The 13137-nt window shown below is 70.7% G+C and carries 16 protein-coding genes; 9 read left to right on the top strand and 7 right to left on the bottom strand.

The window, feature by feature from the left end; translation table 11 throughout:
* Positions 1-84: 84 nt before the first annotated feature.
* Both ACIA8E_RS23360 and ACIA8E_RS23355 read left to right on the top strand, forming a co-directional pair.
* Positions 85-522, top strand: a complete 438-nt coding sequence (locus ACIA8E_RS23360; protein ID WP_399301252.1) for a DUF302 domain-containing protein — start codon at positions 85-87, stop codon at positions 520-522.
* A gap of 107 nt (positions 523-629) precedes the next feature.
* On the top strand, positions 630-1514 hold the full coding sequence (locus ACIA8E_RS23355; RefSeq protein ID WP_399301251.1) for a phosphatidylinositol-specific phospholipase C: 885 nt from the start codon (positions 630-632) through the stop codon (positions 1512-1514).
* Between the two features lie 17 nt (positions 1515-1531).
* Here ACIA8E_RS23355 and ACIA8E_RS23350 read toward each other — a convergent pair whose 3' ends face one another.
* The 6 genes from ACIA8E_RS23350 to ACIA8E_RS23325 form a co-directional block, all read right to left on the bottom strand.
* Positions 1532-2887 (bottom strand): sensor histidine kinase, encoded by a 1356-nt coding sequence (locus tag ACIA8E_RS23350; RefSeq protein WP_399301313.1) that lies wholly within the window; start codon positions 2885-2887, stop codon positions 1532-1534.
* Between the two features lie 50 nt (positions 2888-2937).
* The gene (locus tag ACIA8E_RS23345) at positions 2938-3669 is read right to left on the bottom strand and encodes a response regulator transcription factor (RefSeq protein WP_399301250.1); all 732 of its coding nucleotides are present in this window, start codon (positions 3667-3669) and stop codon (positions 2938-2940) included.
* A gap of 39 nt (positions 3670-3708) precedes the next feature.
* On the bottom strand, positions 3709-3885 hold the full coding sequence (locus tag ACIA8E_RS23340; protein ID WP_399301249.1) for a hypothetical protein: 177 nt from the start codon (positions 3883-3885) through the stop codon (positions 3709-3711).
* Positions 3886-3896: 11 nt separating this feature from the next.
* On the bottom strand, positions 3897-5021 hold the full coding sequence (locus ACIA8E_RS23335) for a S1C family serine protease (RefSeq protein WP_399301248.1): 1125 nt from the start codon (positions 5019-5021) through the stop codon (positions 3897-3899).
* Between the two features lie 117 nt (positions 5022-5138).
* Complete coding sequence (locus tag ACIA8E_RS23330; RefSeq protein WP_030925025.1) at positions 5139-6185, bottom strand: LacI family DNA-binding transcriptional regulator; 1047 nt, start codon at positions 6183-6185, stop codon at positions 5139-5141.
* 24 nt (positions 6186-6209) lie between these two features.
* Positions 6210-7025: a response regulator transcription factor gene (locus ACIA8E_RS23325; RefSeq protein WP_399301247.1), complete on the bottom strand. Its 816-nt coding sequence runs from the start codon at positions 7023-7025 to the stop codon at positions 6210-6212.
* 306 nt (positions 7026-7331) lie between these two features.
* Between ACIA8E_RS23325 and ACIA8E_RS23320 the strand changes: the two genes are divergently transcribed.
* From ACIA8E_RS23320 to ACIA8E_RS23290, 7 genes are all read left to right on the top strand, one after another.
* The gene (locus tag ACIA8E_RS23320) at positions 7332-8225 is read left to right on the top strand and encodes an alpha/beta hydrolase family protein (RefSeq protein WP_399301245.1); all 894 of its coding nucleotides are present in this window, start codon (positions 7332-7334) and stop codon (positions 8223-8225) included.
* Positions 8226-8266: 41 nt separating this feature from the next.
* Positions 8267-8521: a MoaD/ThiS family protein gene (locus ACIA8E_RS23315; RefSeq protein ID WP_399301243.1), complete on the top strand. Its 255-nt coding sequence runs from the start codon at positions 8267-8269 to the stop codon at positions 8519-8521.
* Between the two features lie 10 nt (positions 8522-8531).
* Complete coding sequence (locus tag ACIA8E_RS23310; RefSeq protein WP_399301241.1) at positions 8532-9800, top strand: hypothetical protein; 1269 nt, start codon at positions 8532-8534, stop codon at positions 9798-9800.
* A gap of 184 nt (positions 9801-9984) precedes the next feature.
* On the top strand, positions 9985-10674 hold the full coding sequence (locus ACIA8E_RS23305) for a DUF2993 domain-containing protein (protein WP_399301239.1): 690 nt from the start codon (positions 9985-9987) through the stop codon (positions 10672-10674).
* Positions 10675-11126: 452 nt separating this feature from the next.
* A complete protein-coding gene (locus ACIA8E_RS23300; protein ID WP_399301237.1) occupies positions 11127-11972 on the top strand; it encodes a sulfurtransferase in 846 nt (281 codons plus the stop codon).
* A gap of 50 nt (positions 11973-12022) precedes the next feature.
* Complete coding sequence (locus tag ACIA8E_RS23295) at positions 12023-12310, top strand: DUF1416 domain-containing protein (RefSeq protein ID WP_399301235.1); 288 nt, start codon at positions 12023-12025, stop codon at positions 12308-12310.
* A gap of 185 nt (positions 12311-12495) precedes the next feature.
* Complete coding sequence (locus tag ACIA8E_RS23290) at positions 12496-12753, top strand: DUF3099 domain-containing protein (RefSeq protein ID WP_030925042.1); 258 nt, start codon at positions 12496-12498, stop codon at positions 12751-12753.
* Between the two features lie 9 nt (positions 12754-12762).
* On the opposite strand, the gene ACIA8E_RS23285 is transcribed toward ACIA8E_RS23290, so the two are convergent.
* Positions 12763-13125 (bottom strand): DsrE family protein, encoded by a 363-nt coding sequence (locus tag ACIA8E_RS23285; protein ID WP_327125699.1) that lies wholly within the window; start codon positions 13123-13125, stop codon positions 12763-12765.
* Between the last annotated feature and the right edge of the window lie 12 nt (positions 13126-13137).

The raw sequence follows: 13137 nt of genomic DNA, 5'->3' as shown, positions 1-13137 counted from the left end.
GGGGGGGGGCGGGCCCCCCCCCCCCCCCCCCCCCCCCCCGCTGTCGTCACGGGTTCGGGCCCGGGCCTCGCCTAGTGTCGGAACATGACTGCAGAAGCCGAAGCAGACGTGGACGTGGACGACGGCCTGGTCACCGTCGCCTGCAACGGGTCCGTCCGCGAAACGATCGACCGGCTCCAGGAGGCGATCACCGCCTCGGGCTTCCAGGTGTTCGCACGGATCGACCATGCGGACCACGCCGCCCGCATCGGTCTGGAACTCAGGCCGACCGAGCTGCTCATCTTCGGCAAGCCCGAGGGTGGCACGCAGTTGATGCAGGACCGGCAGACCGCCGGCATCGACCTCCCGTCAAAGGCGCTGGCCTGGCAGGATGCCGCCGGCGACACCTGGGTGACCTGCAACGACGCCTCATGGCTCGCCGCCCGCCACGGCCTGGGGCCGGCGAGCGAAGCGGGCGTCGCCGCGGTGGAGGCGAGCACGGTGGCGGCGGTACGTCAGGCGACGGGCCCGGCCGCGGTCTAGGGGCGGCCGGGCTCCCGTGTCCCGGCGGTGCGGCCCCGTTCCTGTTATGGCGTGTACCCGTCATACTCCGAAGGCTGACCCCCCACGCAGCCGACGGAGGCACCCGTATGAGCACTCGCAGAACCTTCTTAACCGGCGCACTCGCCCTCTCCGCCACCGCTCTCGTCGGGACGGAACCCGCGACCGCCGCAGCCCGGCGGGCAGCTCTCACCACGCAGGACTGGATGGCCGGCCTCGCCGACGCCACCCCCGTACAGCGCCTGACCATCCCCGGAACACACGACTCCGGCGCCCGCTACGGCGGCCCGTGGACCGAGTGCCAGAACACCACCGTCGCCGAGCAGCTCAGCAGCGGCATCCGCTTTCTGGACGTACGGTGCCGGGTCACCGGCGACTCCTTCGCGATCCATCACGGAGCCTCGTACCAGAACCTGATGTTCGGCGACGTCCTCGGCGCCTGCTGGGACTTCCTGGCCGAGCGGCCGACCGAGACCGTGCTGATGCGGGTCAAGCAGGAGTACTCCGAGGCGAGCGACGCCGAGTTCCGGCGGATCTTCGACCTGTATCTCGACGCCAAGGGCTGGCGGCCGCTGTTCCGGATCGACCCCGCGCTGCCCGCGCTGGGCGAGGCTCGCGGCAAGGTCGTGCTGCTCGCCGACAACGGCGGACTGCCCGGCGTCCGCTACGCCGATCCCGCACTCTTCGACATCCAGGACGACTACATGGCGGAGCCGTTCGCCAAGTACCCGAAGATCGAGTCCCAGTTCCGCAAGGCCGCGCAGCAGCCCGGGAAGCTGTTCATGAATTACGTGAGCACGGCGGCCCTGATGCCGCCCCGCTGGAACGCGGACCGGCTGAACCCGCAGGTGCAGTCGTTCCTCGACGGTTCCGAGGCGTCCGGCTGGACAGGGCTCGGGATCGTCCCGCTGGACTTCCCCGCCACCCGGCCCGGCCTGGTCGCATCACTGATCCGGCACAACTCCGGGGCCTGAGCGGTCGCCGGGGCGGCTCAGGTGGACTCCGGCGGCGGCTGCGGGGCGCCCGGCAGCCGGATCGCTGCCTCCGTGCCGCCGCCGGGCGCCTGGCGCAGCGCGACCTCGCCGCCCGCCTGCTGGACCGTGCGCGCGACGATCGACAGGCCCAGGCCCGAACCCGGCAGCTGGCGGGCGGACGGGGAGCGCCAGAAGCGCTCGAAGACGTACGGGAGTTCCTCTTCGGGGATGCCCGGGCCCTGGTCCAGTACGGTCAGCTCCCCGCCGTGCAGGGCCACGGCGATCGTGCCGTGCTGCGGGCTGAACTTCACCGCGTTGTCGAGGACGTTGACGACCGCCCGCTCCAGTGCCGCCGGCTCGGCCCGTACGTACCAGGGTTCGAGGTCCGCGGTGATGGTCAGCTCCGGGCCGCGGAGCCGTGCCCGTTCCAGTGCGGCGGAGGCGATGTCGTGCAGGCCGACGACCTGGAGCGGGCCGGGCTGGGCCGCGTCCGGGCGGGCCAGTTCCTGGAGGTCGCCGATGAGCGACGCCAGCTCGGTCATCTGCGCCGTGACCGACTTCATCAGCGCCCTGCGGTCGTCCGGCGGGATCGGCCGGCCGGTCTCCTCGCTGCGGGCGAGCAGTTCCACGTTCGTACGCAACGAGGTCAGCGGGGTCCGCAGCTCGTGCCCGGCGTCCGCGATCAGCTGGGCCTGCCGGTCGCGGGACGTGGCGAGGGAGGCGGTCATCGAGTTGAAGGAGCGGGACAGCCGGGCGATCTCGTCCTCGCCCTCGACCGGGATGCGGAGTGCGAGGTCCTCGGTGCGGGCGACATGCTCGACGGCCTCGGTGAGCTCGTCGACGGGGCGCAGGCCGGTGCGGGCGACCCACAGCCCGGCGGCGCCCGCGCCGATGACACCGATGCCGGAGACGGAGAGGAGGACGAGCGCCAGCTGGTCGAGGGGGTCGGTGACCTGTTTCATGGGCAGGGCCACGGATACGGCGATCCCGGGCCGGCTTCCCGGACCGTGAACGGTCGAGGTGTAGACGCGCATCTCGGTGCCGTCCTTCGCCTCGGTGGTGTGCACCGCGTCCCTCCGCACCCCGGCGGCAACGGCCCGGTCGGCGAGCAGCACCGGGATCGGGGACTTCTCCGGCTGGGTGCAGGGCGTCGTACTCGTCGCCAGCACCAGCTGGAGCGTGTAGGACGTGGGGAAGACCAGTACTGCGTCCGGCTCGGCGCAGGCCCGCGTGAGAACGTCGACGTCGGCCCCACTGGGACGGACCTGTCGCAGACTCGAGTCGAGCTGCTCGATCAGCCGGTCCCGCGTGGTCAGCCAGCAGGCCAGGGCCACCGCCGCCACCGCGACCGCCACCGCGGTCGCGACCAGCATCGCCAGCCGGGAGCGCAGCGGCAGCGCGCGGATCCGGTGCAGCGGGCCCGTCACCCGTCACCTCCGCCGGCCCGCAGCGCGTACCCGACGCCCCGCACCGTGTGCACGAGCCGCGGTTCGCCGCCCGCTTCCGTCTTGCGGCGCAGGTACATCACGTACACGTCCAGGGAGTTGGAACTCGGTTCGAAGTCGAAGCCCCAGACCGCCTTCAGGATCTGCTCGCGGGTCAGCACCTGCCGCGGATGGGCCAGGAACATCTCCAGCAGGGTGAATTCGGTCCGGGTCAGCTCGACGCGGCGCGAGCCGCGGGTGACCTCGCGGGTGGCGAGGTCCATCCGCAGATCGGCGAAGGACAGCACATTGTCGTCGGGGACGTCGCCGCCCGCCGCGGCCGCGTACGAGCTGCGGCGCAGCAGGGCCCGGATGCGGGCGAAGAGCTCGTCCAGTTCGAAGGGCTTGACCAGGTAGTCGTCGGCGCCGGCGTCGAGTCCGGTGACGCGGTCGCCGACCGTGTCGCGGGCGGTGAGCATCAGGATGGGTGTGGTGGCGCCGGTGGAACGGATGCGGCGGGCGGCGGTCAGGCCGTCCATCCGCGGCATCTGGATGTCGAGGACGATCAGATCGGGAGCGTACGACTCCGCCCTGGCCAGCGCGTCGATTCCGTCGACGGCGACCTGTGTGCCGTATCCCTCGAAGGCGAGACTGCGTTGCAGGGCCTCGCGCACGGCCGGCTCGTCGTCGACGATCAGGATGCGCTGCGGATCGTCTTCGGCGGGGGTCATCGCTCGTCGTCCTCTTCTCTCTGCTCTGCCGGGGTGCCTTCAGCCTCGCACGGTCGCGGCGCGGCGTCGCGCGGCCCGGCGTCCGCGGCCGGTGGTGACCGTGGTGCTCGCACTGAACTCCGGGGCGCGCCGGTCTGTCGCGGCGGACCGAGCCGCCAGGGCGAGCGGCAGCGCCAGGTCCGCCGGGCCGATGGGGGTGTCGGACGGGTGGTTCATGGCTGATCTCCTCAGGAGCCGTTGCCGTCCCGCAGGGTGTCGAGGTCGGCCTTGAGCGTGTTCACCGGGATGGCGAAGCCGAGACCGACGCTGCCCGCACCGGAGCTGCTCGATCCGCCGGACGAACTCGCGGAGTACATCGCGGAGTTGATGCCGATGATCTCGCCGTTCATGTTGATGAGCGCACCGCCGGAGTTGCCCGGGTTGAGCGAGGCGTCGGTCTGGATGGCCTTGTACGTGGTGGTGGAGTTGCCGGTGTCGCCGTTGAACTGCCGTCCGCCGAACTCGAACGGCCAGTCACTGCCGCCGCCCTGCTGCCCCTGCTCCTGACCGCCCTCACTGTCCTTGGCGACGGTGACATCGCGGTTCAGCGCGGAGACGATGCCGCTCGTGACGGTGCCGGTGAGGCCCTCGGGCGAGCCGATCGCGACGACCTGGTCGCCGACCTTGATCCCGGAGGAGTCGCCGAGCGTGGCCGTCTTCAGCCCGCTCGCGCCCTCCAGCTTGATCAGCGCGAGATCCTTGTCGGCGTCGGTGCCGACGATCTTCGCGGTGTACGTCCTGCCGGTGCTCAGCGTCACCTTGATCGACGAGGCGCCCGCGATGACGTGGTTGTTGGTGACGATCTCGCCGTCGGACGTGATGATCACGCCGGAGCCGGTGGACTCGCCCGCGGTCGACGTCGCACCGATCTCGACGATCGTCGGCGACACCGCTTTCGCGACACCGGCAACCGTGCCCGTGCTGCTCTGCGAGACGGTCGTGCCGTTGACCACCGAGCTGCTGTCGGTGCCGTTGGAACCGGTGCCGATGAACTGACCGACGGCGGTGGCGGTGACACCGCCGACGACCGCCGCCGCGACCGCGACGGCCGCCAGCAGGGCGACCGGCCGCCTGGCCCGGCGCCCGTGCCGGGACGGCTGGGGGGCGGGCTGCGGCAGTCCCTGACCGAAGCCGCCGTGGCTGTCGCCGCCACTGTGACCGGCGCCGCCGCTGCCGGGCCACACGGTGGTTCCGGGGCCCGTGGAGATCGGCTGCGCGGGCTGGTGCGCAGGCGGCGGCGGGTAGGCCGCGTCGCCGTTGCCGTACGAGGGGTACATCGGGTACTCGCCGCTCGGGCGCTGGCTCTCAGTCATGTCCCCGACTGTGTCCAGCGAACATGAGAGAAGCCTGAGCACGTCCTGAGAAGCCCGGCAGAACCTCGTATGCCCGATATAAAGGCCCCGATATAAAGGCCGTAGAGGCGTCGCCGCCTACCGCCCCTGACCGGCCGCCGGCTCGCCGCACCCGCACGACCGCCGCACCACCAGCGCCGACGGGAACTGCTTCAGCCGCTCCCGCCGGGACCCCGACACCCGCAGCGAGTCGTCGAGCACCAGGTCCACCGCTGCCCGCGCCATCGCCGGGCGGTCCGAGGAGATCGTGGTCAGCGGCGGATCGGTCAGACCCGCTTCCTTCACGTCGTCGAAGCCTGCCACCGCGAGCTCCCCGGGCACATCGATCCGCAGTTCGCGCGCAGCCCGCAGCACCCCGATGGCCTGGTCGTCCGTCGAGCAGAAGATCGCCGGCGGGCGGTCCGGGCCGGCGAGCAGCCCGAGCGCCACCCGGTAGGCGTCGTAACGGTTGTACGGGGCCTGGAAGAGCCGGCCCTCCGTCGACCGTCCCGACTCGTGCATCGCCCGACGCCAGCCCTCGACGTGGTCGGCGACCGGGTCGCCGACCGCCGGGGTCGTCTCCATGCCGCCGAGGCACGCCACGTAGGCGTTGCCGTGTTCGAGCAGGTGCCGGGTGGCCAGCTGCGCGCCGCCGATGTCGTCCGTGACGACCGCGACGTCGTCGATCGCCTCCGGCCGCTCGTGCAGCAGCACGACCCGTGCGTCCCACGCCTCTATCTCGGCCGCCGCCCGCTCGCTGGGGCCCTGGCTGACCAGGATCAGCCCGGAGACCCGCATTCCGAGGAAGGCCCGCAGGTAGTGGACCTCGCGCTCGTCGCGGTAGTCGGAATTGCCGACGAGGACCATTTTCCCGCGCTCGGCCGCGGCCTGTTCGACCGCGTGCGCCATCTCTGCGAAGAACGGCTGCCGGGCGTCCGGAACAATCATTCCTATGAGATCGGTCCGCCGCGACGCCATCGCCTGCGCGACCCGGTCGGGCCGGTAACCCAGCTCTTTGATCGCGCCGAGTACCCGCTCGCGCGTGGCCGGGGCAACCGGCCGGGGTCCGTTGTTGATGACGTAGCTGACGACCGCGGTCGACGTCCCCGCCAGTCTCGCCACATCGTCCCGCGTCACCTTGGCCACGCGCGGCAGTCTACGCGGATGGAACTACCTCTTGGCAGGCCGGACCGGGGCTTCTTCCGTGACCTCGGATACCTCCGAGTGCTCCGGACGGGTGACGGGTTCGGCCGGTGCGGCCGCCGCGGTCCGGGCCGCCTCCTGGGCCTTGGCCTCCCCGGCCGCGCGCTCCACCTTTTCCGGTGCGACGAAGCGGTAGCCGACGTTGCGGACCGTGCCGATCAGCGACTCGTGCTCGGGGCCGAGCTTGGCGCGCAGCCTCCGGACATGGACGTCGACCGTCCGCGTACCGCCGAAGTAGTCGTAGCCCCAGACCTCCTGGAGCAGCTGGGCGCGGGTGAAGACCCGGCCCGGGTGCTGCGCGAGGTACTTGAGAAGTTCGAATTCCTTGAAGGTCAGGTCGAGGACCCGTCCCTTCAGCTTCGCGCTGTACGTCGCCTCGTCGACCGACAGGTCGCCGTTGCGGATCTCCATCGGGGAGTCGTCGGAGGTGAGCTGCTGCCGGCCGGTGGCGAGCCGCAGCCGGGCCTCCACCTCGGCCGGTCCCGCCGTGTCCAGCAGCACGTCGTCGATGCCCCAGTCGGCGGTGACGGCCGCGAGACCGCCCTCCGTCACGACGAGGATCAGCGGGCAGCCCGGTCCGGTGGACCGCAGCAGCTGGCACAGCGACCGCACCTGCGGCAGGTCACGGCGGCCGTCGACCAGGATGACGTCGGCACCGGGGGTGTCGACGAGAGCGGGTCCTTCGGCGGGGGCCACCCGCACGCTGTGCAGGAGCAGACCGAGGGCGGGAAGCACCTCCGTCGACGGTTGGAGGGCATTCGTCAGAAGCAGCAGTGAACTCATCGCCGCCCACCTGCCTGGCTCGTCGGTCGATGATCGTGCACGGTTTGCTCGCCTTGCTCGCCCATTACGTCGGTCCTCCTCGTTCCCTGCGAGAGGGGCACTCCCGGGCGGGGCCCGGGGGAGTATGCGGCACTTCTTCGTACGGTTCGGTGCGGCCGTACGACGTCTGTCATACGGGTTTTACGGTGCGGCCCCACGCCCTGGGACCGCTGAGCTTGTCGAAACGTCGTCGTAACAACGCGCGGAAAGCACAAAAGGACCCGGGGGCTGCGTTGCCCGGATCCTCTTCCCAGCAGAATAGCCCACATGAGTTCTGTGTCCGAGAGTCCGTTTCGGAGTTCTTCTGTTTGCTTGATCACCCCGGGAGCTCGGCGTACGACATTGCGGACCGATGACGGGCTGTCGATCGAGGCGGTGTACGAACCGTGTACGGCCGGTGCCGAGCCCGCCGCCGACCCGGTCGCCGCCGATACGGCGATCGTGATCGCGCATGGTTTCACCGGATCGGCGGACCGGCCCGCCGTACGGCGGGCGGCGGGTGTGTTTTCCCAGCGTGCGGCCGTGATCACGTTCTCCTTCAGGGGGCACGGAGGGTCCGGCGGGCGGTCGACGGTGGGTGACCGCGAGGTGCTGGACCTGGCCGCCGCGGTGGCCTGGGCGCGCTCCCTCGGGCATCGCCGGGTGGTAACGGTCGGATTCTCGATGGGTGGTTCTGTCGTGCTTCGGCACGGCGCGCTGTATACGGCGCCCGACACGACTGCGGCCGAGGAACTGCTCCCCCTCACAGTTCCCGCGCACGGGGGGCGCACAGAAGCGCACGCGGATGCAGTGGTTGCTGTGAGTGCTCCCGCCCGTTGGTACTACCGGGGTACGGCTCCGATGCGACGTCTGCACTGGGTGGTGACCCGGCCCACCGGCCGGCTGGTCGGCCGGTACGGCTTCCGCACCCGGATCGACCGCAACGAGTGGAACCCCGTGCCGCTCTCCCCGGTCGATTCGGTCCCGCTCATCGCCCCGGCCCCGCTGCTGATCGTGCACGGCGACAAGGACCCGTACTTCCCGCTCGACCACCCGCGAATGCTGGTGGACGCGGCACAGGGCGGCGCCGAGCTGTGGCTGGAGCGGGGCATGGGGCACGCCGAGAACGCGGCGGACGAGAACTTGCTCACCCGTATCGCGGACTGGTCGGTCGCCGCGTGATTCATGATGGACAGCTGACGCGAGACGAAGGGAGCGCCGCCATGCCAGCGGGAACGATCCGCTACTGGGCCGCCGCCAAGGCGGCCGCCGGAACCGCGGAGGAGCCGTACGCAGCTGCGACGCTCGCCGAGGCACTCGACGTGGTGCGTGAGCGGCACCCCGGTGAGCTCACCCGAGTGCTGCAACGGTGCTCGTTCCTGATCGACGGCGACCCCGTCGGGACCCGCAGCCATGAGACCGTACGCCTTGCCGAGGGCGGCACGGTCGAGGTGCTCCCGCCGTTCGCAGGAGGGTGAACCGCAGAACATGAGCAGCAGCGATCAGCAGCATCCGTACGGACAGGAGTCCGGGTCCGGATACGGGCACGCGTACGGACACGGGCAGGAGCCGCAGCCGTACGGCGAGCAGCCGTACGGGCAGCAGGCCCCGTACGACCCGGACGACCAGGCGTTCCAGGACCCCGGTGCCACGCAGACGTGGGAGGGGCAGACCTGGGACACCCAGTACCAGCCGACCGTCCGGCCCGCACAGCGCGGGCCGCAGTACCAGCAGCCGCCGTACGACCAGCAGCAGTACGACCAGCAGTACGGGCAGCAGCAGTACGAGCAGCCGTACCCGGGCCGCCCGGCACAGCCGCAGCAGCCGGTCGCCGCCGACGCCCGTCCCACTCCGCAGGGTGCCTCGGGCTCGTATCCGCTGCCCCCCGAGGTCCCGGCCGTCGCGGTCGCCGAGGCGGCGCAGGCCGATGTCGCCCCGGACACCGCGGCGGGGCCCGACACCTCCGGTTACAGCGCGCCCACCACCCTGGGCAACAGCCGCGTCACCGACGCCCAGCGCGCCCGCGCCGAGGGCCGCTCGCCGATCATCGCGCCGGGCATGCAGCCGGCCGCGATCACCGCGGGTCTCGGGCTGCTGCTCGCCCTCGGCGCCGCGATCGGCCAGTACGCCCTGTTCGTGCCGCTGGTGCTGCTCCAGGCCGTGACCGCGGCGGGCTGGTTCCGGCTGAACGGCATGTGGCCGGCCCGGCAGGGCATCGCACTCGCCTTCGCCGGTGGGTTCGTCGCCGATGTCGTGCTGCTCGTCGCAGGGCGGGACAACGCTCCTGCGGCGATCCTCGGCACCCTCGGTATCTGGGTGCTGCTCACCGTCGTCCTCCAGCTCCGCAGCCATGCGGGCGCCGACGAGCGGATGTACGGGCTGATGGCCACCGTCGCCTCGGCGGCCCTGGCGATCCTCGCCGCCGGGCATCTCGCGGCGGTGCCGGACGCGGTGACGGTGGGCGGAGTCGCCGTCGCGGTCGCCGTGCTCGCCCGCGCGCTGCCGCTGCCCGGACCGGTCTCGGTCGTGGTGGCACTGCTCGCCGCCGCGGGCGCCGGTGTCGCGGCAGGCGGGTTCACCGACCTCGGCGCCAAGGGTGCCCTCCTCGGGCTCGCGGCCGGCGGCTGCGCGCTGATCGGGCTGCGGGTGGCCAGCTATGACTACCCGTCACGTTTTGTGCACATGACTGCCGGTGTGGCGCTGCCGCTGACCGCAGCGGCGCCCGCCGTCTATCTGATCGGCCGCGCCCTCTCCTGACCCGGCATGATTCCTGCGGCCCTCCCGCCCCGGCCCCTCCCGGTCCGATACCTGTGCATCGGCCCGGGAACCGGGGAGGGCCCCCGGCTCGTCGATCACCCCGGGGGTGCCGTGCAGCCGCAGTAGGCTCACGGACACCGGGCGGGTCCGGCCGGATCGGGTGCAGGGTGGGGGAAGAACAGGCATGCGCGCACTGCGAATACTGCTGGTCATGGTGGTGGTTCTGGGCGGCATCTTCATCGCCGTCGACCGGGCGGCGGTGTACTTCGCCGAGTCGGAGGCCGAGGGCAGGGTCGAGATCACCGGCTCCACGATCGACTCGACGGACATCTCCATCAAGGGTTTCCCGTTCCTGACGCAGGTCGCCGGATCCTCGCTCGACGAGGTCGACATCGAGCTCACCGGCATCGAGACCGACGCCGGCGGCCGCAGGATCCGGATCAGCGGGATGAACGCCGAACTCCACGACGTCACGCTGGCCGACGGCTTCTCCAGTGCCACCGCCGCCCGGGCCACGGGCACGGCGACCGTCTCGTACGAGGACCTGACGCAGGCGGCCGACGACGGCGTCGTCGTCCAGTACGGCGGCAACGGCAAGGTGAAGGTGACCGGCGCCGTCGAGATCCTCGGCCGCACGCTCACGCGCAGCGTGACCTCCACCGTCAGCCTGGTCGACGGCCGCACCATCCGGGTGCACGCGGACAAGGTGCCAGGTGAAGGCATCCCCGGCCTCGAAGGCCTGGTGCGCAGGAAGACCGACTTCGAGCGGGAGATCGGGGCCCTGCCGAACGGCCTGAAGCTGCAGAGGATCGAGCCGACGAAGAACGGCCTGGAGATCTCCGTGACGGGTTCGGACATCCCGCTCGGCGGATAGGTGGCCCGATACGTAAGGCGTGCCGCGGCTGGGTAGGAGCCCTGACAGCCACTGCGCCACATAATGAGACGGACGCGTCCGACCAGTAGATGCCCGAGGGACCCGATCGGCCCCGGTCCGACCCGCGCGGCGCGGCAAGCTTGCTCTCATCCCGCATTGTGGACGATCGTGTCTCAATAGGCGACACAACGGTGACATGCCTGCCCGTACGTCCCTACGATCGGACCCATGAAGCGACAGGCGGATCTCACGAAGCGGCGGGCAGTAGACCTGTGCCGCATCGCCGCCATGCTCTGTCGCACCGTCTGAGCTGGATCGTCGCATCCCGCGTTCCCGGCCCTTCGACCACTGTCAGGGCCCACCCCCGTGCATGTGTGTACGCGCAAATACCGCGCCCCGTACATCTCGCATCACGCACCATCTCGCCGCAGACTGCCCCGGAGGAGAACAGAATGAGCCGCAGTGACGTCCTGGTAGACGCCGACTGGGTCGAGGCCCACATCGACGACCCGAAGGTCGCCCTCGTCGAGGTCGACGAGGACACCTCGGCATACGAGAAGAACCACATCAAGAACGCCATCCGGATCGACTGGACCAAGGACCTCCAGGACCCGGTCCGCCGTGACTTCATCGACCAGGCCGGCTTCGAGAAGCTGCTGTCCGAGAAGGGCATCGGGAACGACACCACGGTCGTCCTCTACGGCGGCAACAACAACTGGTTCGCGTCCTACGCGTTCTGGTACTTCAAGCTCTACGGTCACCAGGACGTCCGTCTGCTCGACGGCGGCCGCAAGAAGTGGGAGCTGGACTCCCGCGACCTGGTCGACGGCGACCAGATCCCGTCCCGCCCGGCCGCCGAGTACAAGGCCCAGGCCCAGGACGAGTCGATCCGCGCCTACCGCGACGACGTCGTGGCCGCGATCGGCAACCAGAACCTGGTCGACGTGCGTTCGCCCGACGAGTTCAGCGGCAAGCTGCTCGCCCCGGCGCACCTCCCGCAGGAGCAGTCGCAGCGCCCCGGCCACGTGCCGAGCGCCCGCAACATCCCGTGGTCGAAGAACGCCAACGACGACGGCACGTTCAAGTCGGACGACGAGCTCAAGGCGCTCTACGAGGCCGAGCAGGTCGACCTGGCGAAGGACACCATCGCGTACTGCCGCATCGGTGAGCGTTCCGCGCTCACGTGGTTCGTGCTGCACCAGCTGCTCGGAGTCGAGAACGTCAAGAACTACGACGGCTCGTGGACCGAGTACGGCTCCCTCGTGGGTGTGCCGATCGAGCTCGGCGCCAACAAGTAACTCCGCACGGACTGGACCAGCACGACCCCCGACCAGAAGGACAGAACACCATGTGTGGAGCAAAGGCCGGCGGCCCCGACGCTTCGGCCATCAAGCCTGGTGAGACCACCATCCAGGGCAGCGTGACCCGCGACGGCGAGCCCGTCACCGGCTACGTCCGTCTCCTGGACTCGACCGGCGAGTTCACCGCGGAGGTCCCGACCTCGGCGACCGGACAGTTCCGCTTCTACGCGGCCGAGGGCACCTGGACGGTACGCGCCCTCGTCCCGGGCGGCAGCGCCGACCGCACAGTCGTCGCACAGACCGGTGGCCTCTCCGAGGTGGCCATCGCCGTCTGATTCGCGGCACACAGATCGGCCGGAGGGCCGTACCCCAGGGGGTTGGACGCCTTCTGAACCGGGGTACGGCCCTTCGCGCCGTTCACGGTGGTGTCGGCGGTGGTGTTCGCGGGCCCGTGCGCGGTGCGGTCCGCGGTGCCGTCCACGCCGTTCGCGTGCGCCCGGATCGGGCCTACGCTTGAGTCATGTACGCCCGGCGCCGTCGCGGCTATTTCCTGCTGATGGGCGGATGCATCGTCCTGTTCGTGTCCGCCTGGGCCGTCGTACGGCTCTGGTCGATGCCTGTCGCCATAGGGATGTGCGTGGTCGCCATGGTCATCCCGCCGATCGCGGCGATGGTCGCCAACCGGCGGGGGCCGGAGGACCGCTGGTGGGACGACCCCTCGGGCGACCCGAAGTCGGACGAGTGGTGGGACGAGCTCGACGGCAAGAAGCGCCGGTAGACAGCTGCTTCAGTAGACGAGGGCCTGGACGCCGTCGGCCATGATCTCGCTGACGAAGACCTGGGCACCAGCGATCCGTACGCCTTCGAGGACATCGCTCTCGGTGATGTCGCGACGCGCGGCGCACTGCGTGCAGAGGGTGATCAGGCCTGCCGCCTGAATCGACTCGATCAGGTCCGGCAGCGGTGCGGCGTGCGGCAGTTCGAACTCGGCGGCGCGGCCCGGCAGCGAGAACCACGAGGATTCGCCGGTCAGCCAGAGCGAGACCTCCACACCGCTGGCGACGGCGACCGCCGCCACCGTGAACGCCTGTGAGCAGCGCTCGGGGGAGTCGGCACCTGCGGTCACCTTGATCACGAGCTTCTTCTGCATATGCCGAACTGT

This window comes from Streptomyces sp. NPDC051664 (assembly GCF_044453545.1).
Lineage (GTDB): Bacteria > Actinomycetota > Actinomycetes > Streptomycetales > Streptomycetaceae > Streptomyces.
Note: the sequence above shows the minus strand (reverse complement) of the source record. Positions and strands in the feature narration are given on the sequence as shown.

Excerpts from the sequence above, each read along its gene's own strand:
- ACIA8E_RS23360 (WP_399301252.1), top strand. The coding sequence starts at position 85 with ATGACTGCAGAAGCCGAAGCAGACGTGGACGTGGACGACGGCCTGGTC.
- ACIA8E_RS23355 (WP_399301251.1), top strand. The coding sequence starts at position 630 with ATGAGCACTCGCAGAACCTTCTTAACCGGCGCACTCGCCCTCTCCGCC.
- ACIA8E_RS23350 (WP_399301313.1), bottom strand. The coding sequence starts at position 2,887 with ATGCTGGTCGCGACCGCGGTGGCGGTCGCGGTGGCGGCGGTGGCCCTG.
- ACIA8E_RS23345 (WP_399301250.1), bottom strand. The coding sequence starts at position 3,669 with ATGACCCCCGCCGAAGACGATCCGCAGCGCATCCTGATCGTCGACGAC.
- ACIA8E_RS23340 (WP_399301249.1), bottom strand. The coding sequence starts at position 3,885 with ATGAACCACCCGTCCGACACCCCCATCGGCCCGGCGGACCTGGCGCTG.
- ACIA8E_RS23335 (WP_399301248.1), bottom strand. The coding sequence starts at position 5,021 with ATGACTGAGAGCCAGCGCCCGAGCGGCGAGTACCCGATGTACCCCTCG.
- ACIA8E_RS23325 (WP_399301247.1), bottom strand. The coding sequence starts at position 7,025 with ATGAGTTCACTGCTGCTTCTGACGAATGCCCTCCAACCGTCGACGGAG.
- ACIA8E_RS23320 (WP_399301245.1), top strand. The coding sequence starts at position 7,332 with ATGAGTTCTGTGTCCGAGAGTCCGTTTCGGAGTTCTTCTGTTTGCTTG.
- ACIA8E_RS23315 (WP_399301243.1), top strand. The coding sequence starts at position 8,267 with ATGCCAGCGGGAACGATCCGCTACTGGGCCGCCGCCAAGGCGGCCGCC.
- ACIA8E_RS23310 (WP_399301241.1), top strand. The coding sequence starts at position 8,532 with ATGAGCAGCAGCGATCAGCAGCATCCGTACGGACAGGAGTCCGGGTCC.
- ACIA8E_RS23305 (WP_399301239.1), top strand. The coding sequence starts at position 9,985 with ATGCGCGCACTGCGAATACTGCTGGTCATGGTGGTGGTTCTGGGCGGC.
- ACIA8E_RS23300 (WP_399301237.1), top strand. The coding sequence starts at position 11,127 with ATGAGCCGCAGTGACGTCCTGGTAGACGCCGACTGGGTCGAGGCCCAC.
- ACIA8E_RS23295 (WP_399301235.1), top strand. The coding sequence starts at position 12,023 with ATGTGTGGAGCAAAGGCCGGCGGCCCCGACGCTTCGGCCATCAAGCCT.
- ACIA8E_RS23290 (WP_030925042.1), top strand. The coding sequence starts at position 12,496 with ATGTACGCCCGGCGCCGTCGCGGCTATTTCCTGCTGATGGGCGGATGC.
- ACIA8E_RS23285 (WP_327125699.1), bottom strand. The coding sequence starts at position 13,125 with ATGCAGAAGAAGCTCGTGATCAAGGTGACCGCAGGTGCCGACTCCCCC.